At 62.4% G+C, this 22,351-nt stretch carries 22 protein-coding genes; 7 read left to right on the forward strand and 15 right to left on the reverse strand.

Going from position 1 to position 22,351, the window contains the following annotated elements; translation table 11 throughout:
• Positions 1 to 121: 121 nt before the first annotated feature.
• From AC3YOG_RS17325 to AC3YOG_RS17335, 3 genes are read left to right on the forward strand one after another with little or no spacing between them, the layout of a single operon-like run.
• Positions 122 to 1,459, forward strand: a complete 1,338-nt coding sequence (locus AC3YOG_RS17325; RefSeq protein ID WP_489935987.1) for a flagellar hook protein FlgE — start codon at positions 122 to 124, stop codon at positions 1,457 to 1,459.
• A gap of 56 nt (positions 1,460 to 1,515) precedes the next feature.
• Positions 1,516 to 3,348: a flagellar hook-associated protein FlgK gene (gene flgK, locus AC3YOG_RS17330; protein ID WP_489935988.1), complete on the forward strand. Its 1,833-nt coding sequence runs from the start codon at positions 1,516 to 1,518 to the stop codon at positions 3,346 to 3,348.
• A gap of 12 nt (positions 3,349 to 3,360) precedes the next feature.
• Positions 3,361 to 4,968, forward strand: coding sequence for a flagellin (locus tag AC3YOG_RS17335; protein WP_489935989.1), 1,608 nt, complete (start codon positions 3,361 to 3,363; stop codon positions 4,966 to 4,968).
• Between the two features lie 67 nt (positions 4,969 to 5,035).
• Here the strand turns inward: AC3YOG_RS17335 and flaF are convergent, their stop codons facing one another.
• The 7 genes from flaF to AC3YOG_RS17370 form a co-directional block, all read right to left on the reverse strand.
• A complete protein-coding gene (flaF, locus tag AC3YOG_RS17340) occupies positions 5,036 to 5,401 on the reverse strand; it encodes a flagellar biosynthesis regulator FlaF (RefSeq protein WP_127753474.1) in 366 nt (121 codons plus the stop codon).
• Complete coding sequence (flbT, locus tag AC3YOG_RS17345; RefSeq protein ID WP_489935990.1) at positions 5,352 to 5,777, reverse strand: flagellar biosynthesis repressor FlbT; 426 nt, start codon at positions 5,775 to 5,777, stop codon at positions 5,352 to 5,354. Before flbT ends, flaF begins: the two co-directional genes overlap by 50 nt.
• A gap of 113 nt (positions 5,778 to 5,890) precedes the next feature.
• Positions 5,891 to 7,324, reverse strand: a complete 1,434-nt coding sequence (locus AC3YOG_RS17350) for a flagellin N-terminal helical domain-containing protein (protein WP_489935991.1) — start codon at positions 7,322 to 7,324, stop codon at positions 5,891 to 5,893.
• A gap of 674 nt (positions 7,325 to 7,998) precedes the next feature.
• Positions 7,999 to 9,423, reverse strand: coding sequence for a flagellin N-terminal helical domain-containing protein (locus AC3YOG_RS17355; protein ID WP_489935992.1), 1,425 nt, complete (start codon positions 9,421 to 9,423; stop codon positions 7,999 to 8,001).
• 247 nt (positions 9,424 to 9,670) lie between these two features.
• A complete protein-coding gene (locus AC3YOG_RS17360; protein WP_489935993.1) occupies positions 9,671 to 10,138 on the reverse strand; it encodes a flagellar protein FlgN in 468 nt (155 codons plus the stop codon).
• Complete coding sequence (locus tag AC3YOG_RS17365; protein ID WP_489935994.1) at positions 10,135 to 10,455, reverse strand: rod-binding protein; 321 nt, start codon at positions 10,453 to 10,455, stop codon at positions 10,135 to 10,137. Before AC3YOG_RS17365 ends, AC3YOG_RS17360 begins: the two co-directional genes overlap by 4 nt.
• Positions 10,455 to 11,531 (reverse strand): flagellar basal body P-ring protein FlgI, encoded by a 1,077-nt coding sequence (locus AC3YOG_RS17370; RefSeq protein WP_127755253.1) that lies wholly within the window; start codon positions 11,529 to 11,531, stop codon positions 10,455 to 10,457. The genes AC3YOG_RS17365 and AC3YOG_RS17370 overlap by 1 nt, the downstream gene beginning before the upstream one ends.
• Positions 11,532 to 11,799: 268 nt before the next feature.
• Here AC3YOG_RS17370 and AC3YOG_RS17375 point away from each other — a divergent pair, with 268 nt between their 5' ends.
• Together AC3YOG_RS17375 and dksA are read left to right on the forward strand one after the other, a co-directional pair.
• Entirely contained in the window at positions 11,800 to 12,213 is a 414-nt protein-coding gene (locus AC3YOG_RS17375) for a flagellar assembly protein FliX (protein WP_489935995.1), read from the forward strand.
• A gap of 159 nt (positions 12,214 to 12,372) precedes the next feature.
• Positions 12,373 to 12,792 (forward strand): RNA polymerase-binding protein DksA, encoded by a 420-nt coding sequence (dksA, locus tag AC3YOG_RS17380; protein ID WP_127753467.1) that lies wholly within the window; start codon positions 12,373 to 12,375, stop codon positions 12,790 to 12,792.
• A 72-nt stretch (positions 12,793 to 12,864) separates the two neighbouring features.
• Here dksA and AC3YOG_RS17385 read toward each other — a convergent pair whose 3' ends face one another.
• Positions 12,865 to 14,355, reverse strand: a complete 1,491-nt coding sequence (locus AC3YOG_RS17385) for a carboxypeptidase M32 (RefSeq protein WP_489935996.1) — start codon at positions 14,353 to 14,355, stop codon at positions 12,865 to 12,867.
• 196 nt (positions 14,356 to 14,551) lie between these two features.
• On the opposite strand from AC3YOG_RS17385, the gene AC3YOG_RS17390 reads away from it, so the two are divergent.
• Positions 14,552 to 14,854 carry a hypothetical protein gene (locus AC3YOG_RS17390; protein ID WP_489935997.1) on the forward strand — a complete coding sequence of 101 codons (303 nt, stop codon included), beginning with the start codon at positions 14,552 to 14,554 and terminating at the stop codon, positions 14,852 to 14,854.
• Positions 14,855 to 14,998: 144 nt separating this feature from the next.
• On the opposite strand, the gene AC3YOG_RS17395 is transcribed toward AC3YOG_RS17390, so the two are convergent.
• Positions 14,999 to 15,478 carry a VOC family protein gene (locus AC3YOG_RS17395; RefSeq protein WP_172123586.1) on the reverse strand — a complete coding sequence of 160 codons (480 nt, stop codon included), beginning with the start codon at positions 15,476 to 15,478 and terminating at the stop codon, positions 14,999 to 15,001.
• A 292-nt stretch (positions 15,479 to 15,770) separates the two neighbouring features.
• Here AC3YOG_RS17395 and AC3YOG_RS17400 point away from each other — a divergent pair, with 292 nt between their 5' ends.
• Positions 15,771 to 16,391, forward strand: coding sequence for an SAM-dependent methyltransferase (locus AC3YOG_RS17400; RefSeq protein ID WP_172123585.1), 621 nt, complete (start codon positions 15,771 to 15,773; stop codon positions 16,389 to 16,391).
• A gap of 100 nt (positions 16,392 to 16,491) precedes the next feature.
• On the opposite strand, the gene AC3YOG_RS17405 is transcribed toward AC3YOG_RS17400, so the two are convergent.
• From AC3YOG_RS17405 to flgF, 6 genes are all read right to left on the reverse strand, one after another.
• The gene (locus AC3YOG_RS17405) at positions 16,492 to 17,976 is read right to left on the reverse strand and encodes a cation:proton antiporter (protein WP_489935998.1); all 1,485 of its coding nucleotides are present in this window, start codon (positions 17,974 to 17,976) and stop codon (positions 16,492 to 16,494) included.
• A gap of 32 nt (positions 17,977 to 18,008) precedes the next feature.
• Entirely contained in the window at positions 18,009 to 18,692 is a 684-nt protein-coding gene (locus tag AC3YOG_RS17410; RefSeq protein WP_489935999.1) for an HAD family hydrolase, read from the reverse strand.
• Positions 18,693 to 18,913: 221 nt separating this feature from the next.
• Positions 18,914 to 19,651 carry a flagellar basal body L-ring protein FlgH gene (gene flgH, locus AC3YOG_RS17415; RefSeq protein ID WP_172123582.1) on the reverse strand — a complete coding sequence of 246 codons (738 nt, stop codon included), beginning with the start codon at positions 19,649 to 19,651 and terminating at the stop codon, positions 18,914 to 18,916.
• A gap of 23 nt (positions 19,652 to 19,674) precedes the next feature.
• Positions 19,675 to 20,616: a flagellar basal body P-ring formation chaperone FlgA gene (gene flgA, locus AC3YOG_RS17420; RefSeq protein WP_489936000.1), complete on the reverse strand. Its 942-nt coding sequence runs from the start codon at positions 20,614 to 20,616 to the stop codon at positions 19,675 to 19,677.
• Between the two features lie 11 nt (positions 20,617 to 20,627).
• Positions 20,628 to 21,413: a flagellar basal-body rod protein FlgG gene (gene flgG / locus AC3YOG_RS17425; protein WP_127753458.1), complete on the reverse strand. Its 786-nt coding sequence runs from the start codon at positions 21,411 to 21,413 to the stop codon at positions 20,628 to 20,630.
• Positions 21,414 to 21,429: 16 nt separating this feature from the next.
• Positions 21,430 to 22,167 carry a flagellar basal-body rod protein FlgF gene (flgF, locus tag AC3YOG_RS17430; protein WP_489936115.1) on the reverse strand — a complete coding sequence of 246 codons (738 nt, stop codon included), beginning with the start codon at positions 22,165 to 22,167 and terminating at the stop codon, positions 21,430 to 21,432.
• Positions 22,168 to 22,351: the final 184 nt, after the last annotated feature.

Raw genomic sequence — 22,351 nt, forward strand, 5'->3', positions numbered from 1 at the left:
TGGCGCCCGAAAGCCGCGCATCTTGAGCAAATCTCCTTGCTTTCCAAGCTTCTGTGTTTTGGCACTCTGCTTGCATTACCAAGGTTGAAGCGCGCGGGCGCAAGGTGTGTTGGAGTTTAGAATGGGAATTTACGGGGCTCTTTCCAGCGCGGTCACCGGGCTGCGGGCACAAGCGCACGCGCTGGAGAATATCTCGGGCAATATCGCGAACTCGCAGACCACGGCGTATAAGCGCATCGAGACCGATTTCGTGGATCTGATCCCGGATGCTCCCACCAAACGGCAGGTTCCGGGTGCGGTACTGGCGCAGTCGCGCGGCACCAACGAGGTTCGCGGCGATATCAAGACGGTTTCGAGTGAGACCTTCGTGGCACTGAACAGCAATGGCTTTTTCGTTGTCGAGCCCAAGGTTGGGCAGTCCGACGGCAATGCCGTGTTCTCGGGGACCAATTTCTATACCCGACGGGGCGACTTCGAACTTGACAAGGATGGGCGTCTCGTCAATGGCGCGGGCTATTATCTCAAGGGTCTGCCGGTTGATCGGGCGACGGGGAACGTCTCGGGCTCCGTGCCGGCTCCTATCCAGATCTCCAATGGCTTCCTTGGTGCGCGGCAGTCCAGTGTAATCAATTACGAGGCCAATCTGCCGCAGATGCCGCGCCCGGCGGCTTATGATGGGACTGATCCCGCCACCTCACTGTTGCAGCCTGCTCCCCGGACTCCGGAGCAGTTCCTCGCCCAGTCAATTGAGGGTGGTTCTGTGACGCTATATGCCAAGAACGGCGCGCCTGCCGATGTTCAGTTGCGTTGGGCGAAAACGGCGCATGCCGATCCCGCCGCCGCGCCTCCTGTCGCTGAGGACAAGTGGACGCTGTTTTACTATGGTAACGACGGCACTGAAAACGTCTGGACGGAAGCCGGCGAGTTTGGCTTCGGTCCCGATGGAACTATGACGGAGCCGACCGGATCGGAAATAACCATCCCCGGCGTCAACGTCAATGGCACCGCCATCGGTGACGTGAAGCTGCAGTTCGGCAAGGGCGGTTTGACCCAGTTCGATGACGTAAATGGCACTGCTGACGTGTCGACGCTTAGCCAGGATGGCTATGCCGCGGGTGAGTTCGTGTCGGTGGCGATCAGCGACAGCGGCCGGGTCGTTGCCACGTACTCGAACGGCAAGCGCATCGACGTGGCGCAGGTGGTGACGGCGGAGTTCAACGCCATCAACAAGCTCAAGCGCCTGGATGGCGGGGTTTATGCCACCACTTCTGAATCGGGCGAGGCCATTCTCGATCTTTCCGGCGGCGGCATCATCGGCGGGGCCCTCGAGGCGTCCAACACCGATATCTCGGACGAGTTCACCAAGCTGATCGTGACCCAGCAGGCCTATGCCGCCGGTACGCGCATCGTCAGCACCGCTGACGAGATGCTGCAAGAAGCCTTGAACATGATTCGATAGCCGAGGATCGGGGCGGCGAGGATTCGACCTCGCCTGTTTGAACAGGAGCATGCGCCATGGGTCTGACCACCTCCTTGAACAACGCGGTTTCCGGACTGCGGGTGAACCAGGATTCCCTGGCCATTCTGAGCCGCAATGTGGCCAACCAGGGTACGCCAGGCTATCACCGGCAGTCGCTCTCCGTTGGCGACTACAACAACGAGAACAGCAGTTATGCGCGCACGCTCGGGACTACCCGGGCGTTCAACACCAGTCTGCAGACCTATTACACCCGCCAGGTCTCTGACACCGCGAACGCCGGGGTTCAGGCAAGCTATCTGGAGCGGCTGGGGGGCTTTTTCGGCAAGCCGGGTAGCGCGGGTTCGCTCGATACGCTTTACGGCCAGCTGCAGAACGCCATGCAGAGTCTCGCCACCAGCCCCGACGACTATACGGTGCGGGCGCAGGCGCTTAGCCAGGCCCAGGCCATGGCTGAAGCACTGAACCGGCTTTCCGGCGATGTCCAGACGATGCGTTCTCAGACAGAAGTCCAGATCGGGTCCAATGTTCAGAACCTTAACGGCAAGTTGGCTTCCCTGCACGAGGTCAATACCCGCTTGCTCGATCGCGGCGGCGATGATGCGGCCCGGGCTTCGTTGCTGGACCAGCGCGATCGCCTGGTTTCCTCGGTGGCTGAACTCATCGACGTGAAGGCGGATTACAAGGCCGACGGGACTGTTGCCCTGATGACCGGCTCCGGGGTGGGGTTGGTTGATGGCCGGGCCGCAAGCTTCAGGTTCGATACACCCGGAAGGCTCACGGCTTCCTCGGAGTTCAACAGCGACTCCGCGTTGTCTGGCGTGGGCAAGTTGACCCTCGTGACCGCGTCGGGATTGGAAATCGACGTGCAACGGTCGGGCGGAATCCGGGGTGGAGAGCTTGGCGGTTTGCTGACGCTCCGTGACAAGACCCTCCCGGAGGCGCAAAGTCAGCTGGACGAGATTGCGGCCGGGCTCGCCCAGGCATTTTCGACGGTGCAGACGCCGGGGACAGCGGCGGCGGGAGGCCTTGTTATCGATGTCAGCGGGTTGCAGCCAGGCAACGACCTGCTGCTGAAACTCGAGACCGGTAGCACTTCGCAGTCGATCAAGATCGTCAACACGACAAAGGCTGATGTCGATTACCGCGACGCCTCCGGTGCACGCGTCATCGGCATCGACTTCGCGGCCGGAAGCGCTGCTGCCGCGGCGCAGCTGCAGGCGAAATTTGACAGCTTTGCTCCAGGTCCGCTCGTCGCGATTACAGTAAGCGGCGCCGGCAATGAAATGACATTCAGTGCCACTGGACCGTCCACCACAGTTGCGAGTGTAACCAAGAGGGCAACCTCCACTGAGCTTCAGAATGGTGGATTGGGTCTGTCCTTGTTCACGGATGGTGCGCGGGCGTCTTTCACCAACAGCGTCGACGGCACGCCCCCGCAGAAGGCGGGCTTTGCCGCCCGCATTTCGATTAATGCAGCAGTGCTCGCAGACAACCGCCTGCTGGTTCAAAGCACGCCCGGCCAGTCGCTCGGGAGCGCCGATCGTGCCAATCATATCCTGGGGCAGCTTGGGAGCATGGATTTTGTGTCCGGGACTAGCAATGGTCGCTTCCCGCTGAACGGCAATGTGGGCGAGCTGATCGCCCAGACTATCGGCTTTCAGGGCAGCAATATCGCCGCCACCATGACGCGCAGCAGCGACAAGCAACTCACCCTCGACACCGTGATGGACCAGATGCAGGGCGAATATGGCGTCAATGTCGACGAAGAGATGTCGCGCTTGCTCGAGCTGCAGAACGCCTACGCCGCCAATGCTAGGGTTGTGTCGGTGGTCAAGGAACTGCTCGACCAACTCTTCGCATCGACCTGAAGGAGACAATAGATGATCGTCAACAAGTCGATGTATCCGGTGCAGACAGGCTTCTCGGTAATCTCCAAGATGCAGAGCAAGATGGGGAACCTGCAGACCCAGCTTGGCACAGGGATGAAGGCGGGCAGCCTCGCTGCAATGGGGCGCGACTTGCCGATGTCCTTGTCCGTGCGCTCCCGTTTGGACAAGATCGAAGGCTATGCCGCCAATATCCAGACCGTGAACCTGCGCCTGAGCTTTCTCGACAAGACCATGTCCCGCTTCGACACTATGGAAGGGGAGGCACGAAATTCCGCAATCCAGGGGCAATACGGCACCAACGATATCAGCATGGCCACGCTTCCGGGCCAGGCAGCGGCGCGGTTCGACGAGATCGTCACCATGCTCAACCAGGACATTGCCGGCCGGTATCTGTTTGGCGGGAATGTGACGGACACTCCTCCACTGCCTGACGCAAAGGTGCTGCTGGAGGGGGAAGGCGGCAGGCTGGGCTTCAAGCAGATGCTTGCCGAGCGCCATAGTGCGGATCTTGGAGACGGACTTGGCCGCCTCGACTTGCCCGCCGTTGCCGCGGGCAGCGGGGAGGTCGTGGTCGCGCAAGACGGTACGCATCCCTTTGGTTTTAAGCTCTCGACGACATCCACAACGGGTGCTCCCGCTATTGCTGTCACTCAACCCGGAGCAACGGGGCAGGTGAGCGTCAGCTTCACTGCCCAGCCCACACCGGGGCAGAGCGTAACCATCGGCCTGACGCTGCCTGACGGTACGGAAACGCAGGTTACACTGGTTGCCAGCGCCGAGGATAACCCAGGGCGAGGCGCCTTCAGCATTGATGCCGATCCCGATGTGATGGCGCAAAACTTTCGATCGGCGCTGCACGGTGCACTCGCGGAGGCTGGTTCGACGCTCAAGGCAGCATCGACCTTTGCAGCGGCGGCAGATTTTTTCAGCGAGAGCGGCGTGCCCCAGCGTCCAGCTGGCGGACCGCCGGCTACGACGCTGGTGGACGCGGATCCTGCTGAAGTGGTGTTCTGGTACCGGGGTGAAAAGGAGGGAGACGCCAGATCCGGCGTTGCTGCTAAGGTGGATGATTCCACCACGATCCAGTATGGGTTGCGGGCGACGGAAGGCGGAATCCTCAAGCTGGTGCAGTCCCAGGCGGCGCTGGCCGTAACGAAGTATTCGTCGGAAGCCGATATCCGCGCCAAGCCCGAAAACGAACAAATGCGGGTTGATGCGCACGCGCTGCCGGCGGGCTCGGCGCGCGATGCAGCGCTGGCTGAATATGAACGGGTCGTGGGCTCGCAGTATCAGCAATCGCGCGGTTTGTTCGACGGCATGGCGGATCGTCAGCAGAGCGCGCTGTCGGAAAGCCACAACTCATCGCCCGGCTCGGTCGAGCGGATCACCATGGATTTAGCGATTGCCCGCAACGCGGCCAACAATGCTTCCAAGCGCCACACGGACTACAAAGCCCAGTTGGAGAACATCCTGAGCGATGTGGAAACCGTTTCCAAGGAAGACGTCGCCATGGAAATCCTCGCACTGCAGACGCGGTTGCAGGCGAGCTACCAGGTGACTTCCATGGTGAGCCAGCTCAGCCTCGTCAACTTCGTCTAGCTAGGCTCCTCAATATAAAACCCCCGCTGCGAGGCGGGGGTTCTTTTTACGGGCAGCGTCAGGTGGTTCAGGCGCCGCGCAGGCCGGCGGCGATCTGGCGGTTGAGGCGCACCAGGGCATCAAGCTTTTGCGGCTGGGGCTGCATCATCATCTCGCGGGTCTCATTGAGAATGTAGAGACCAAGATTGGCGATGTTCTGGCGCACATCCTGGGGCAGCGGATTGTCGGGCCGGGTCACCGAGCTCATGAAGATGGTCCAGAGCTTGCGGTTGAAGGTCAGGGCGGGGGCGAGGTCGTCAAAGCTTGCCGGCCATTCATCCTTGACGCGCTGCAGATTGGCTGCAGCCTTCATCAGGAGTGCTGATTCACGCTCGCGTGGGTTCTCAACGACTTTCGCCGTCTGCTGGTAGGCCCGGGCGCCTTGCTGATACATGGGAAAGAAGGTCCTGTTCGTAGTCGATCAGCCTTTGAGCGGCCTTCAGAGCTTTATATAAAGCCCCAGTTAATATCTCGTTGTTGATTTCGCCGATCAGTTCGGCTGCCGAGGGAACCGCTTCAAGGAACTCTTCGACCAAGGCAAAGTAAGCCTCGCGCGGGGTTTCAATATCCTCGGCGATATACATGAGCTGTACCGCCAGATAGATGCGCTTGGCGGGGGTGTTGGCCGTTTCAGCGGTCAAAATGTCCTTTTCCCGGAGGATCGGGACGTGGCCATCAATAAAGAGGCGGGTGCGCTGGTCGGAATTGGTGATGATGCATTGGCCCACGAGGAGCTTTTCGCCGGGTTTCAGTTCGACTTTGAGCGCCATGGTGCTGGTTCCGATCAGGGCAGAGCAAGGGCTGTTCTAGCCCGCGGTGAGCGCAAAAACAACGAAGGCGGGCCGCGGCCCGCCTTGGCGATCTGAAGTTGCCTGTCGGCCCTTTACTGTAGCAGCTGCAGGACCGACTGGTCAGCCTGCGAAGCGAGCGACAGCGACGACGAGGACAGGGACTGCCGGGTCTGGAGCGCCAGGAGGTTAGCCGCTTCCTCGTTCATGTCGGCCAGGGTCAGATTGGACGCGCCCGTCTCGAGCGTGTTGATCATGTTCTTGGTGAAGTCCTGGCGGTTCTGCACGATGGACAGATTCTGGCCGAAGGTGCTGGACTGCGAGCGAACATCGGAAAGGGCGAGTTTGACGGTGTTGAGCAGCGCATCGATGTCGCCGTCGCTGTCGAGCTGTTGGGCGACAATGTCGGTAAGCTTCAGATTGGCTGAATTGAGGGCCTTGCCGCTCTTAGTGTGTATGTCGATCGAGGAGGTACCCGTCTCGTTGAAGGTGATCTTCAGGTTGTCACCACGCAGCAGGTTGATGCCGTTGAAGGAAGCATCGTCGCTGAGCTTATCGAGTTGGTCGCGCAGTTCATTGAATTGGTTGGCGAGATCGGAGCGGACCGTGTTGCCACCCACGCTGGACTTGGCAGCGGCCTTGCCGGTAACGCCCCCCGAGGTGGAAGCTCCACTGATGTCAAGCTTCTGAGTCGAGAGGTTCTCGATGCGCAGCGTTCCATTGTCATTGGAGGCACGAATCTTGCCCTGAAGCTCAGCCTTATCATTGATCGCGTTGACGATGCTGTCGATGGCCGCCCGGTTCGGTGCAGTGCCTGGCACCTCGGTGCCAAGTGTGCCCAATGCCGTGGTGGTACCCGCAACGGTGATCGTCGAGGGACCAGCGTTTTTGTTGCGGAACGAGATCTGGTTGGCGGCGCCTTCATAGGCTTCAACCGCGTGACCAGCCCCCAGCGCAGTGTTAATCTTGGTGATGGCCCTTGCGAGGGAGTCCTCGTCATCGGTCAGCGTCACCGTGGTCCCATTCACGGTGAAGGTCTGGTCTGCTCCGTTCGGGGCAATGGCGGCGAAGGTGCCGCCAGGTAGATTAGTCTTGGTACCCACAGGGCTAGAGATAGTACCGACCTCGACTTCAACATCGCCACCTACGGCGCCGCCCGAAAAGGTGAGCTTGTCGCCGGCGGCGAAGGCGCTGTCGAGCTTGAAGCTCTGGGTCTGGAACGACTTGTCCTGACGGGCTTGGCGCAAGGTCGACTGCATCGACTCTAGGGTCTTGGTGATGGAAGTCAGACCGTTGTCGGCGGCTTCCAGGGTCTGGATGCCGTTGGCCATGGAGTCCATGAGCTGATTCAGGTCACCGGCCCGGCTGTTGAGCGAGGCGGCGGTGAAGAAATTGGTGGGATTGTCGAGCGCCGAGTTCACCTTGTTGCCGCTTGAAAGGCGGTCCTGGGTCTTGGCCATCATTGTAGCGGTGTTCTGAAGCGAAAGCAGGTTCGACCGAACGGCTTTCGAAAGAGAGATATCGGACATGATGCTTCCTTCATTACGCGCCGACGCTCGGCAGGTCCTCGCTTCGAGGTTGACTGAGCTATAGCGCGCCGACTCCTAAAAGGGCGTTAACCATGCTTGTTGGCGGGGCAGTAAGCATGTTTGTTCACCAGGCGTGCGGGTTCGACCGCCGGGTTGGTCCCATCGGTTGTTGCTGGGGGGAGCGGACCCCGAGGCGGTTACCGCCCCTGAAGGGTAGTTTATTGAGACGGTGCCGCCTCGGGGGTGCCGGGATTTGCCGGACCAGCCCGTGTTGCGATCCCCAAAATCGGCAGGAGATAACTGTCCAACACCGCTCGGACCCACTTCGGGGGCGATCTCCCCGAAGTCCCGTGGTTCCACCCGCCCTCTGGTCGCTGCAGCGCCGCTCCTGCGGGGGAATGGGAAGGAGTATAGCGGAGGTTTTTGGCGGGGGGATAAGTGGGGCCTCCCATCGAGCCGGTTACGAGGCGCGAGGAAATCTGGGGGTGAACCGCCATCTGGCGGCTTTTGGGAGAATCTCGAGATGGGCCCCGGCTCGAGGCCGGGGTGACATCGGGAGTGGGGAGGATTCAATGTCTGGGCGGCGAGTTCGTGTACTCGGCAGCACGGTTGGTCGGCCGGCAACAAAAAAGGCGGGCCGAGGCCCGCCTTCTCCGGTTTGTTTAAGCTGCCGATTAACGGATCAGCTGGAGGATCGACTGGTCGGCCTGCGAAGCCAGAGACAGCGAGTTCGAGGACAGCGACTGACGAGTCTGGAGGGCCAAGAGATTAGCGGCTTCCTCGTTCATATCAGCCAAGGTCAAGTTGGCGGCGCCGGTCTGAAGCGTGTTGATCGTTGCCTTGGTGAAGTCCTGGCGGTTCTGAACGATGGACAGGTTGGAACCGAAAGCGGATGACTGAGAACGGACGCTGTTCAAGGCGAGTTTGAGCTTGCCAAGTTCTGCGTCGATGTTGCTGTCGCTATCCAGGTCCTTCTGGTTCAGGGTGGTCGACACGCCCAAGTTCGCCGAGTTAACCTGCTTTTCCCCTCGAGTCTGGACGTCGATCGAGGAGGTGCCGGTTTCGTTGAAGGTGATGGTCAACTTGTCGCCACGCAACAGGTTGATGCCGTTGAAGGAAGCGTCATCAGCCAGCTTGTCGAGTTGATCGCGCAGCTCGTTGAACTGGTTAGCCAAATCGGCGCGCACAGTGTTTCCCGCTACGCTGGATTTCGCGGCGGCTTTGCCGGTGACGCCGCCCGAAGCAGATGCACCGGCAATGTCGAGCTTCTGGGTCGAGAGATTTTCGATCCGAAGTGTGCCGTTGTCATTGGAGGCGCGGATTTTGCCCTGCAGCTCGGACTTGTCGTTGATTGCATTGACGATGCTGTCAACTGCGCCCTTGTTGGGAGCAGTGCCTGGAACAGCCGCGGCGAGGCCGAGCGCCGGAGGGGTGGTGCCGCCGATGGTGATCGAGGAAGTGCCAGCTTCCTTGTTGCGGAGCGAGACCTTGCCGCCATCGTCGAAAGCTTCGACCGCGTGGCTGGTGCCAAGTGCGGAGTTGATTTTGGTAATAGCCAAAGCCGCGGTGTTTTCGGCCGTAGTCAGGGTGACAGAGGTACCGTTCACCGTGAAATTCTGGTCCGCGGTTGGCGTGGTATAGGCTGCGCCCGTCATAGTGGTCTTCGTGCCAACTGGGCTGGTGATGGCGCTGACGTCAACATTGACAGCAGCACTTAAGGCCCCACCCGAGAACGTCAGTTGGTCGCCAGTGCCAAAAGCACTGTCCAACTTGAAGCTCTGGGTCTGGAACGACTTGTCCTGACGGGCCTGACGCAGGGTCGACTGCATGGATTCGAGGGTTTTGGTCATGGCAGTCAGGCCATTATCAGCGGCTTCCAGGGTCTGGATGCCGTTGGCCATCGAGTCCATCAGCTGGTTCAGGTCGCCGGCCCGGCTGTTGAGCGAGGCGGCAGTGAAGAAGTTGGTGGGGTTGTCAAGCGCCGAGTTCACCTTGTTGCCAGTCGCCAGGCGATCCTGGGTCTTGTTCATCATGGCCGAGGTGTTCTGGAGGGAAAGCAGGTTCGAGCGAACGGCTTTCGAGAGGGAGATATCACCCAAAGTGGTAGTCCTTTTCTAGGATACGCATTACTAACGCGCCTCTTCCTGAGGCACGGTCGATCCTGGCGCAGCAGCGCATAAAGAACAGTTAAGTGAGGGCCTTAAGGCTTCGTTGCTTGGGGTGGCGCAGTTGATGCGGCGTTGGCGCGAAAGGCCCGCGCTGCGGGCCTTTGCGGGTGTTTAGCTGTTTTCGAAGCGAAAGCTTTGGTTAACCACGACGGGCAATTCTGCCGGAGCAGTGGAACCGTCACAGAGCCCGGTTTACTGCGATGCCGCGGGCGGCGTGGGTGGGGTCGTTGGCGAGGGTGCCGGCACGGCCGTAGGTTTGAGCGCGGTTCTGCTTGCCCACGACCGTGGCGACGTCGGAGAGGAGGTCCTCGGTGACGGTGCGGGCCGTGGCGAGGACGCGCAGGTTTTCGGCCATTTGGGTGGCAAGTTGCTCGTGGCCGAGGCGAAGCCGATCGAGGGCATCAGGTGCTTCGGCTTTGAGGCGCAGGTTTTCGCGCTGGATGGAGCGGGCAAATTCCACATAATCCTGCGCCAGGCGGGCCTTGTCAGCAGTGAGGGTTCCAGCGTCGCGCAAGCGACCGGCGCGCAGGAGCGTGGTTTCCTGGTTCATCACATCAACCAGCGCCGTCAGGGCCGCTTCGGCATTTCGGCACAGCTCGTGGGCGGAAAGGGCATCACGGGCGGCGAGGCGGGCGGCAGCGGTCATCGGGTGGAAACTCCCATAAGGACGGGTTGGTTGATCTGGTTATTGGCGGCTTCCTGCATGGCCAGCAGGTCGCCCAGCATCTGGTCGGCAATGCCAAGTCCGCCATTGCCGGCCATGCTGGCGGCGAGCTGCTCGGACTGCACGGAGCGCCAGGTTTCCTCGCCAAAGCCGCCGTCGCCTTTGAGGGTGGCAAACATTTCCTTGACGAGGGTATTGAGGAACACGCCTTCGAATTCCTCGGCCTGGCTGCGCACCTTGGCCACCTGGGCAGGGGTGAGGCTGGCGCCAGGCTTGGCCTGGAGTTGGTGGGCTAGCATCACAGAACCTCGATTTCGGCCTGGAGGGCGCCGGTGGCCTTGATGGCCTGGAGAATGGCGATGAGATCGCGCGGGGCGATGCCCAGGGCATTGAGGCCATCGACGAGCTCCTGCAGCGTGACGGACTCGTTGACCACGGCGAGCGCGGTATCGGACTGCATCACATCAAGGTCGGTGTTTGGCTCCACCGCGGTGACGCCATTGCTGAAGGGCTCGGGTTGAACCACTTCGGGGGTTTCGGCAATGGTGACGGTGAGATTGGATTGGGCGACGGCGACGCTCGAAACGCGGACATCCTTGCCCATGACGATGATGCCGGAATTCTCGTCGATGACGATCTTGGCGGTCTGATCGGTCTGGACCATCAACTGCTCGATATCGGTCAGGAGATCGACGATGTTGCCGTTAAAGCCCTTGGGCAGGGTAATGCGGACAGTGGCGGGATTTTCCGGCGTGGCGGTTGGCACGCCGATGAAGTCGTTGATGGCCAGCGCAATGCGGCGCGAGGTGGTGAGATCGGGGTTGCGCAAGGCAAGGCGCAGGGAGTGCTGGGCCCCAAGGGCGAACTCGATCTCGCGCTCGATGAGGGCGCCCGAGGAAATGCGGCCGGTGGTGGGCACGCCCGAGATGATTGTCGCGGCGTCGCCCTCGGCCTTGAAGCCATTGATGGAAACCGAGCCCTGGGCGATGGCATAGACTTCGCCATCGGCGCCGAGCAGCGGAGTAACAAGGAGGGTGCCGCCCTGGAGGCTGTCGGCATCGCCCAGCGCCGAGACGGTGACATCCATGCGCGAGCCCTGGGTGGCAAACGGGGGCAGATTGGCGGTGACCATGACGGCGGCCACATTGGCGGTGCGCACATTCTCGCCGGCCGTGTTGACGCCGAGGCGCTCCAGCATGGATTGCAGCGATTGCTTGGTGAAGGGCGCGTTGTTGAGGCTATCGCCGGTGCCGTTGAGGCCGACCACGAGGCCATAACCCACGAGCTGGTTTTCACGCACGCCTTCGATGTCGACGACATCCTTGATGCGGGCAGAGGCAGCGACAGCGGGCAGCGTGGGGGCGAGCAAGAGCATGGGCGTCAGCAGCGATGCGAAGATGGTTCGGACGAAACTGTGCACTGATGGGCTCCCGCGGGATGATCTGCCCAGTGCATTGCCAGAAGCGTGCCAAACTCGGGTCGAGGGGCTAGTGCGCTGTTCTTGCAGCCTTATTGAGCATGGTGGGCCTCTCTTGTTTTCTCGCCGGAATGGGGGTGAGCAATTCTTGCCGGGCGCGTTAAGCCGCCGTTAACCAAAGCGGGCAGATTTTGCCGAGGTGTTCCTTTCCCAGCTGAGTCCGCCCATGCGCATCGACAGCAATTCTCGCGCCGCCGGCCTGGCGGGGCGCGGTTCGGCCCAGCGTGCGGCGGGCGGACCCGCTTTTGTTCCGGCCGGTACAGAGGCGCCGCGGCAGGCCGGACAAGTTGCCGGCACGGCGCCCACGGCTAGCCTGAGTGCGTTGCTGGCGTTGCAGGCGGTGGAAGATCCGACCCAGGGACGACGCAAGGCGGTGCGGCGCGGTGCTTCCATGCTGGACCAGATGGAGGCGATCAAGGCCGATCTCCTCGTCGGGCAAGTGAGCGCCAACCGGCTGGACCAATTGATGAGCATGATCGCGGAAGAGCGTGGCCGGTCCGAGCCCGGGCTGGACGGGGTGCTGGACGACATCGAACTTCGGGTGCGGGTGGAATTGGCGAAGTTCGGCCGCTTCCCTTGAGCGCAAGCTGAGATCAGTAAAACCCCTTGCGGCATTGATGAAAGCGGCGGTTCAACAATCATTGCCCCAGTCAATCACTGCGCCGTGTCCATCTTGCAGGGTTTAAATAGCTGCACTATAGAGGCGCAAATAAAGGGCGCATTGGAGTTGAGTCTGCTGATGAACTCGGGGGTTGACGTAATCGCATACCGGCCCAGTGACGATGAGCCGTTCATGAACCCACGCCAACGGGATTACTTTCGAGCCAAGCTTAATGCCTGGAAGGAAGATATTCTTCGCGAAAGCCGCGAAACCCTGGAGAACCTCCAGGAGGAAAGCCAGAACCATCCCGACATGGCCGACCGTGCCTCTTCCGAAAGCGATCGCTCGCTGGAGTTGCGGACGCGGGACCGGCAGCGCAAGCTGATCGCCAAGATCGATGCGGCGCTCAAGCGGATCGATGACGGCACTTACGGCTATTGCGAGGAAACCGGGGATCCGATCGGGCTCGCCCGACTTGACGCGCGCCCGATCGCGACGCTGAGCCTGGAAGCCCAGGAAATGCATGAGCGGCGCGAAAAGGTTTATCGCGACGAGTAAGCAAAGAGCCAAGAGACAACAAGAAGCCCGCAGCGATGCGGGCTTTGTTGTTTCTGTTCTTGGGGAAGACGATCAGTCGCCGTAGCGGCGGCGCAGATGGGCCTTGAAATAAGCCGGGTTCAGGGGCTCGCCGGTGGCGCGGGTAATCAGGTCGGGCGTTGACCAGCGCGAGCCCTGACTCCAGATATGTTCGGCGCGCCACTGGTTGATGCCGGTGAAATCGCCCTTACGCACGCTGTCACGCAGATTGGGCTGGGCCTTTTCGAGAGCCGCCCATTGCTGGGCGGCGATCATGGCCCCCAAGGTATAACTGGGGAAATAGCCAAAGGCGCCGCCTGGCCAATGCACATCCTGCATGGGGCCGTCCTTGGGATCGTTGATGGTGGAGATGCCGAGATATTCGGTCATCTTGGCGTCCCAGGCCTCGGGGATCTGGCTGACCTCGAGTTTGCCCGCCACAAGAACCTGCTCCAACTCGTAGCGGAGGATGACGTGGAGGGGGTAGGTCACCTCATCGGCGTCGACCCGGATATAGCCGCGCTCGACATGGTTGACCTCGCTCAGCACGTCCTCGATGTCCCAGCCGGGCAGCGCATTCCGCCCCAGATGCAGTTGCACCAGGGGCAGCATGAAATGCCAGAACTCGGGACTACGGGCCAGTTGCATCTCCACAAAGAGCGACTGGCTTTCGTGGATGCCCATGCCGCGCGCCTTGCCGAGGGGCCAATGCGACCATTCCTTTGGCAGGCCCTGTTCGTAAAGGGCGTGGCCGGTTTCGTGCAGCACGCCCATCAGCGAGGACAGGAAATCGTCCGTGCGGTAGCGGGTGGTCATGCGCACATCGGTGGGTACGCCGCCGCAGAAGGGGTGGTGCGAAACGGCAAGCGAGCCATGGGTGAAATCAAAGCCGACCGCGCGCATGGCGGCGAGGCCAAGTTCGCGCTGATGCTCGATGGGGTAGGGGCCGTTCAGGTCCCTGCGTGGGCGGCGCTGGTGGCGCCGCTCCTGCACTTCCATGGCTTCGGGCACGAACTCCTTGAGGAAGGTCTTGAGGTCAGCAAAGACCGGATCGAGCGTCGCGGTGCGGTTGCCCGGATCATATTGTTCCATCAGGGCGTCATAGGGGGCGAGCTTCAGGGCATCGGCACGCAGCCGGGCTTCTTCGCGCACCAGTTCCACGACGCCTTCCAGGGCTGGCAGGTAGCTGTCCCAGTCCCCCACCGCGCGCAGTTCGCGCCAGAGCTGTTCGGAGCGCATGGTCGCGGCAGTCTTGCGCTCAACGAACTCGGTGGGCAGGCAGGTGGCGTTGAGATATTGCCGCTTGAATTCGGCTAGGGCGAGTTGCTGGTCCTCGGTTTGGGGCTGCGCGGCCTCGATCCAGTCGGCGATCTCTGGAGCGGTTGATTGGGCGTGGTACATGCCGGCAAGATTTGCCATGGCTTCGGCGCGTTTTTCGCCGCCGCCGACCGCCATATGCGTCGCTTCATCGGCGCCAAGAATGGACAGGGCATGCTCAAGCGCTTCCAGACGGCGGCCGAGTTGATCGAGTTTTTCAAAGGACATGATGGCTCCCCAAGGTCGGAACCAGATGTTTCACAAGCCAGAAGCGCGGGCAAGCGCCTGTGCTGGAACACAGAATAGGATCGAGCCGAGCCGTGCCATTGCATGGTTGGCGCCCGGGGCTGTGCTAGCCTAGATTCACTTCACCGCCGTCCCAGCTCGACTGCCAGCGGCGCCACGCGATCTGAAAGGAAAAGCCATGCGGATGTGGATCAGCTTGCTTCTGGTTCTCGCGATGAATTCGGCTGCGGCCGCCCAGTCCAGCAAAACCAATTGCCGGGCGATGCAGGAGCCGCTGGCCGCGATGACCACGCAAATGGGCGTGCTGCTGGAGGGGCTGCAGCGGACAGAGAATCTCAACGTGCTGACCCGGTTCAGGGGCGTAGAGCGGCAGGCGATGGTGGAACTGGACGCGGCACGGGCGGAGCTTGAAAAGTCGCTGGAGACTTATGTGACGGCTGCGGGAAATGCCACCCGCGCCATGCGACGATGCGCGAGGTAGGGGCATAGGGTCAGCCTCGGAGCACCAGATTTGCGTATGTCAGGGTCCGGTGACGAGGTGAGGGAGCCCACCCCTTGCCCCTCCCCCCGAGGGGGAGGGGAAGCAGAACTGCGCGGCGGGCGCGAGGTGGCGACTATCCGGTGATTAGCCGCGGATGGCGGCTTCGATCTTGGCGACATCGATCTTGCGCATCGGCATCATCGCCTCGAAGGCGCGCTTGGCTTCGCCACCGCCGCGCGCCATTGCGTCGGTGAGGACGCGCGGGGTGATCTGCCAGGAGAGGCCCCATTTGTCCCTGCACCAGCCGCATTGGCTTTCCTCGCCGCCATTGCCGACGATGGCGTTCCAGTAACGATCGGTTTCCTCCTGATCGTCGGTGGCGATCTGGAACGAGAAGGCTTCGCTGTGGGTGAAGATGTCCCCGCCATTGAGTCCGATGCAGGGGATGCCGCAGACGGTGAATTGCACGGTGAGCACGTCCCCGGCCTTGCCTGAAGGATAGTCGCTGGGGGCGCGGTGGACAGCGGTGACCTCGCTATCGGGGAAGGTCGCTGCATAGAAGCGTGCGGCGTCTTCCGCGTCGTTGTTGTACCAAAGGCAAAGAGTGTTCTTGGCCGTGGCCATGGCAGTTCCTCCTGAAGTTCAGCTTTTGTTGGTTGGTCTGCTCAAGAGCATGAGCTTGCAGCCCTAAGGCTCAAGGCGCAACCGGGTGGCGGTCACTTGACGGCCGACCCGCGGCCCTGCCGACATCCGCTGCGCCATTTTGTGCCCAGATCCGGGCAGGCGCAGCTTTACCCGGTCTGCAACTTTCATTGTTGCGAGAATTATGCAACCAGTGTAGTTGCGTGAGCTGCAGCTGCGAACGAGCTTGTGGCTAGCTGCCGAGCACCGCCTGGGTCAACCGAGGACATGAACCATGACAAACCAAACTTCCGAACAGTTCTGGGAACAGCGCTATCAGAACATGACCGGGACACCGAACGGGCGGCCAACGGCCAAGCTCGTGGAATATGCCGCCGATCTGCCGGCCGGGCGAGCACTGGACCTGGGTTGCTCACGCGGGGATGACGTGATCTGGCTTGCCAGTCGAGGCTGGCAGGCCACGGGAGTGGATATTTCGGCCACAGCCTTGGGGGTTGCGGCGGAGCGGGCCAAGGCTGCCGGGGTGAGCGACCGAGTGCGCTGGGAGCGGCATGACTTGGCCGAGAGCTTTCCGGCCGGGGAGTTCGAGCTGGTGACGGCGCTTTACTTCCAGTCGCCGATCGCCTTTCCGCGCGCCCAGGTGCTGCGGCGAGCGGCCGCGGCCGTCGCGTCGAGAGGAGTGTTCCTCCTTGTCGAGCATTCCACCGCCGCGCCGTGGTCGTTCAAAAGCACCACACCCTTCAGCACGGTTGAGGAAACGCTTGCGTCACTCGAACTGGATGAGAGCTGGGAGCCGATTTTTGTTGGTGCGCCGGCGCGTCAGGCGAAGGGCCCGCATGGGGAAACCGCTGAGGTGCTCGACAATGTGGTGGTGATGCGCAAGCGGGCTGCGTAGGGGACGCGCTAGGGCGTTCGGGCGCAGGGTTCCGAGATTGTTCCCCCGCCGAGCGCCCCAAGGAAGCTGGCGCATGCGCCGGGTTGGTGGCTCGCCCCTATCAGGGGTTCGGCGGGCCTGCGCCGGGGAGAACGTTTTCTTCGGAAGCGCGAGCGTCGAGATCGGTTTCGCGCAGCATGCGGGTGAGAACCTCGTCGCCGATGCGGTTGTCAACGCGCAGGGCCAGAAGCGCCTGGCGGGCCGGTCGGTGCGGCTCGTCGGGATCGCCAGATTCTGCAGCCCGGCGGATGGTGGCGCGAGCGAGGTCTACCTCGCCTTCTTCCTCGCCCTCATCCACGAGGTCGGCACGCACCACGACCGGCTTGAGGGTGAGGCCCTGAAGGACAAGGGAGCCGATCACAAGGAAGGCGGCGATCACGACGATCAGGTTGCGCTCGGGGAACGGGGCGCCTGCTTCGGTTTGAGCGGGGATGGAGAGTGCAATGATCAGGGCGATCACCGAGCGCGTCGAGGCCCAGGCCATGACGCCGGCGGTCTGCAGCCCCAGCGCAGGCCGGCCTTTGCGAGCCTGCAAGGCCCCAGCGATGGGTTCGATCAGCACGGCGGGGAGCGATGCGGCGAACTGAACGGCGAGGGTAATCGCGAGAAGGACGCTGGTGACCAGAACCAGCATGGAGATGGACCAGCTTTCCAGGCTTGCAAGCGCTTCGGGGAGGGCTCTGCCGGCGAGAACGAACAGGACGCTCGAGACCATCAGGCTCGCCTGTTCCCAAAAGGCGACCGAACTGATGCGCGACTCCGCCGATGATACCGTCGCGCCGGTGTGGCGATTGATCCGTTCGGCCGAGATCACGAGGGCTGTAGCGGTGATTGCTGCGACGCCGGAGATGCCGAGAAGTTCGGCCAAGAGAGCGGCGATGTATGGGGCGGCGATGGAAACGGCAATTTCCACCGGGGCAGGGTCGACGCGGCGGCGGAGCCAGACAATGGCGTAGCCAATGGCGCAGCCGAGCACAATGCCGGCGGGGATGTCGAAGAGATAGTTGAAGGCGATGCCCGAAGCCGTGATCTCCCCGGCGTTTAACGCTTCTCCGGCGAGCGCGAGGGTGCCGAGGATGAAGACGCGCGAAACGAGTTCGCGCGCCTTGAGGACATCGGCGATGGCGCGCGGCACGCGAGGACGCCCCTTGGCTTCGTGAAACAGCTGGGTATCAAATATCGAGGCGATGACCCCCAAGAACAGCGCGGCGGGCCAGGACAGGCCGGGCAGCAGCAGCTTGGCGGCGCCGACCACCAGCACAACTGTGACGAGGATCTGCGCGCCGCCGAGCAGGACGCCTGGCACAAAGGTGAAGCGCAGCAAATGCCACGAAACGCGCAGGGTCGAGGCGTAAACCAGCAGCGGCAGGAATAAGGTTAGCGCCAGATCGGCATCGAGATTGACCTGGGGCAGGCCGGGCAGAAATGCGGAAGCAACACCAAGAGCGAAGAGAACCACCGAGGCGGGCGCCCTGAGATAACCGCTCAACGCCAGCACCGGGCCGATTACGGCGAGGATGAGAGCGGCGAATTGATAGACGTTCAACGGCACCCCCTCGCTGGTTATTGGTGGTCAGGTCAGGCGTAGGCAGGAGCGAGCTTGGCGAGGGGCGAAGTGTCGTAGTTGGCGAGCAGATGTTCGGGGCTCTCGAAGATAGCGAGGCACCCGGCGTCGCGGAGGACGGTTTCGGGAAAACCGCCGCATAACAGACCGATGGTGCGCAACCCGGCCTTGCCAGCGGCCTGCGCATCATACGGCGTGTCACCGACCACCCAGACGTCATTGCGGGCGTCCGCCCGGAGACGCTTGAGCGCTGCCTCAAAGATGTCGGGCGCGGGCTTGGAGCTTTGGGCATCATCGGCGGTGGTGGCGGAAGAAATGAGGGCGCCGATGCCGAGCATCTCGACATGCTGGTCCACCTCGACCTTGAGGCCGGAAGATGCGAGCACGATCACCGCGCCGTCCCCGTGAATGCGCTCGAACAGCGCCTTGACGCCGGGAAATGGACGGACCTGCGCCAGGTAGTTGCGCTTGAACAGGTCGTTCCGAAACTCGGAGATGGCCTCCCCTTGTTGTTGAAAGGTTTGGGGCGGGAGCAGGGCTGGCAGGAGCTGGTCGCCCCCTTTGCCGATCTGGCCGCGGACCTGGTCGAAGGTGAAATGGAGACCGAAATTACGGAAGGCTTCAAGCCAGCATTCGGTATGCAGGTCGTTGGAGTCGATCAAAGTGCCATCGACGTCGAAGATCACGGCTTTGGGCATTGGGGTGCTCCAGGGGGAGACATCCAACGGAGGCTGGCCGCTAAGGTTGCCCCTTTATTAACGCCGGCAACCCAGGTGATGTGATGGGGGCGGCTGAGCCGGCGGGCAAGCGAAAGGCGCAGCCTGGGGAGGGCTGCGCCTTGGGGAAGCCCCGGCCGCACAAAAAGGGGGATTGCGGCAGGGGTTTGCTGGTCCGGGCGGTGCTTGGCCGCGTAGTGGCTTTAGAAGGGCAGGATGGCGTCCATCACTTGCTGGCCGTAGCGGGGCTGCTGGACGTCGGTGATCTGGCCGCGGCCGCCGTAGGCGATGCGTGCTTCGGCGATTTTGGTGGAGGGGATGGTGTTGTTGGCCTGGATATCGGAGGGGCGCACGATGCCGGCGACGACGAGGTCCCGCACTTCGAAATTGACGCGCACTTCCTGGCGACCCTCGATCACCAGATTGCCATTGGGGAGCACCTGCGTGACCACAGCCGCGACCGAGGTTTCGAGCGATTCCGACCGGTTGACCGAGCCATTGCCGGCATCCTTGAGGCCCGAGGTGAAGTCCACCGCCGCCGATGGGTCGATGGCGCCGCCCGTGACAGAGGTGACGGCCGTGCCGAAGATGCCGCCCATGCCCGCGGTGTTGGTGGAATTGCGGCTGCGCTGGGTGTTGTTGGCGATCTTGGCGCTGTCATCGATGGTGACGATGACGGTGAGGATGTCGCCGATACGATGGGCGCGCTCATCCTTGAAAAAGCCCTTGGCCGAGGTGCGGTAGAGCGAATTGGCCTGGTAGGTGTCGGCGATGGCCGCGGGCATGGGCATGCGCACGGGTTGGTAGCCAGCGACGGTGGTGGGGTCCTCGATGGCGGTCAGCGGCGGGGGATTGCCGATATTGGCGAGCCGGTCGGTGGTGTTGCAGCCGGCAAGGGCGGCAGCCAGCATCAGGACAGCGGTGAGTTTGAAGCGGTTCATGGCAGGGTTCCTGAAGCTGCGGATCAAAGGCCGGCAAGGGTAAGGGGGTCGGCGCTCACTTCCACCGCGCCGGGGGACAGCACGGTGGCGCTCAGCACGCGGTTGGACATGAGGTTGAGCACCTGGAGGGGTGCGCCGGCCGCGGCACCGGTGACGGCCTGGCCCTTGACGGTCAGGGTCATGGCGCCGCGGCGGAAATAGATGGTGACGAGGTCGTTGCGCGCGACGGTCAGTGGCTTGGTTACATCGCCGGGCTTGAGGATCATGCCCTGGCGGCTTTGGCGATTGAGCTGCATGCCCACGAGTTGATCGGGCTGCGCCACCCCGAGGCTTTCGGCGTAATGGGCGGGGATCGGGCGCATCACGATATCGGCTGAGGTGAGGACCGTGCCGGCGGCGAGATTGGCGGCGAGGTGGGGAGCCTCGACCAGAAGTTCGATCGAGCCGGCCAGATCGAGGGGAGCCGGATGGCCGGCAATGGCGAAGCGGGCGGTAAAGGCGCCGCTTGCGGGCAGGTAGCGCAGGCTTTCGATGCGGGCCGGCTCATCCACCGCTTCAGCGGCGAGGGTGGGGGCGGGGGTGCTGAAAAGGATTTCGGCTGAGGTGCCCGCAGCGGCGATGCCGCGGGTCTGCAGTTCGCGGGTGAGCAGGTCGGTCAAGACGGCTTCGTCGACCGTGGCGGCGGCGCGGCTGACGCGGACAGAGAGGGCGCCATTGTTCTGGAAGGCGACAAGGCCGGCGCGGGTTGCGGCGGCGGTGACTTCGGCGAGGGAAACCTGGCCGCTGGTGCCGGGCTGGGGGGCGCGGAACAGAGGCTGTTCGGCAACTGAACCGGCATCGGCGAACATGTCGCCCACGGTGACGATGGGGGCCGCGACCACAACCTCGTTGCGCAGCACCGGGGCGGCAAAAGCCGTAGTGGCAAGGAGGGCGGTGGCCATGAGGGCGAGGATGGGACGGATCATGGGGCGGCTCCTTAACGCAGCTGGCTCGTGGCCTGCATCATCTCGTCGGCCCCAGAGATGACGCGAGCGTTCATCTCATAGGCGCGCTGAGCGGCGATCAGGTCGGCAATTTCGGTGACGGAATTAACGTTGGCCATTTCCAGATTGCCCTGGAGCAGATTGCCCATGCCTTCGCTGTTGGCAGTGCCGATCTGGGCCGGGCCGCTGGCGGCGGTTTCGGTGAACAGGTTGTCGCCGGCTGATTCCAGGCCCGACTTGTTGACGAAGCGGGCGAGCTGGAGCTGGCCCAGCTGGGTGGGGGTGGCGGCGGTGCCGATAAAGGCTTCGACCGTACCATCGGCAGAGATGGACACCGAATTGGCGTTGTCGGGAATGGCGATGCCCGGCTCGAGCTGGTAGCCGCTCGAGTTGACCAGGGTGCCATCGGGGCTGCGCTCAAACGAGCCGTCGCGGGTATAGCCCATGCGGCCATCGGGCAGTTGGACCATGAAGAAGCCTTCGCCGCGCACGGCCAGATCCAACTCGCGGTCGGTGGGGGTAACGGTGCCCTGGCTCATGACGCGGGGGGTGGCGACGGTGCGCACGCCAGAGCCAATCTCGAGGCCGGCCGGGATCATGGTGCCCTGAGCCGAGGTCTGCGAGCCGGCGCGGTTATATTGCTGGTAGAGCAGATCCTGGAACTCGGCACGCGCGCGCTTGTAGCCGGTGGTGCGCATATTGGCGATGTTGTTGGAGATGACTTCGACGTTGCGTTCCTGGGCACTCATGCCGGTGGATGCGATATAAAGCGCTTTCATGGCGGGTTCCTCAGGTTCAAGCGTTGGTGTCGCCCAGGCGCTGGATGGCGGAGCGGCGCAGCTCATCCTGCTTCTGGGTCAAGGACACGACGGATTCATAGGCGCGGGTGACGCGGATCATTTCGGCCATTTCGGCTACGCCCGAAACATTGGAGCGTTCGATAAAGCCTTGCATTACCCTGGTGCCGGTGGCGGGAACGGGTGTGCCACCGTTGAACAGATTGGCGCCGTCCCGCGTCAGCTGCTGGGCATTGGCGAACTCGACGAGACGGAGCTGACCCTTGGCGCCAGCGCTGGAGGTGACCGAGCCATCGGTGGCGACCGAGACGCCGGTTTCCTCGGGGCCGAACTGGATGGGACCGCCTTCACCGAGGACGGGGTTGCCGTTCAGATCAACGAGAGTTCCGGCATTGTCGACGGCAAAGGAGCCCGAGCGGGTCCAGCGTTCGCCGGCCGGGGTTTGCACGGCAAAAAAGCCGTCGCCACTAAGGGCGAGATCGAGTTCGTTGCCGGTCTGCACCGTGGCACCGGCGGACAGATCGTGCATGGTGGCCCAATCCTGCACATAGGAGAGGGTCTGGTCGCCCCGCGGAAAGTCGCGGTTGCTGGCCACCGGCATCTTGTATTGCTCGAACAGGATGTTCTCGGCCTTGAAGCCAGTGGTGTTGATATTGGCCATGTTGTTGGCCACCACATTCATCTGCCGCTGCAAGGCGATCTGCCGTGACAGGCTGATCAGTTGCGCATTCTCGATCATTCCGATCCCCATCGGTTACGAGACCGCCGCTTCCCCAAGCCTTGGTCTCGTTGTTTACTTTGCGAGAACCATGCCATTCCAGCTTGTCGTTACAATTCAACGATGTAGAAGAACGGGTGTGCGGCAATGCTTGCGGGAAGCGTAGGACGTGCGGCAAAAGCTGCCCGGCAAAATCTGCCGC

The sequence above is a fragment of the Devosia sp. Z6_126 genome, from assembly GCF_058133495.1.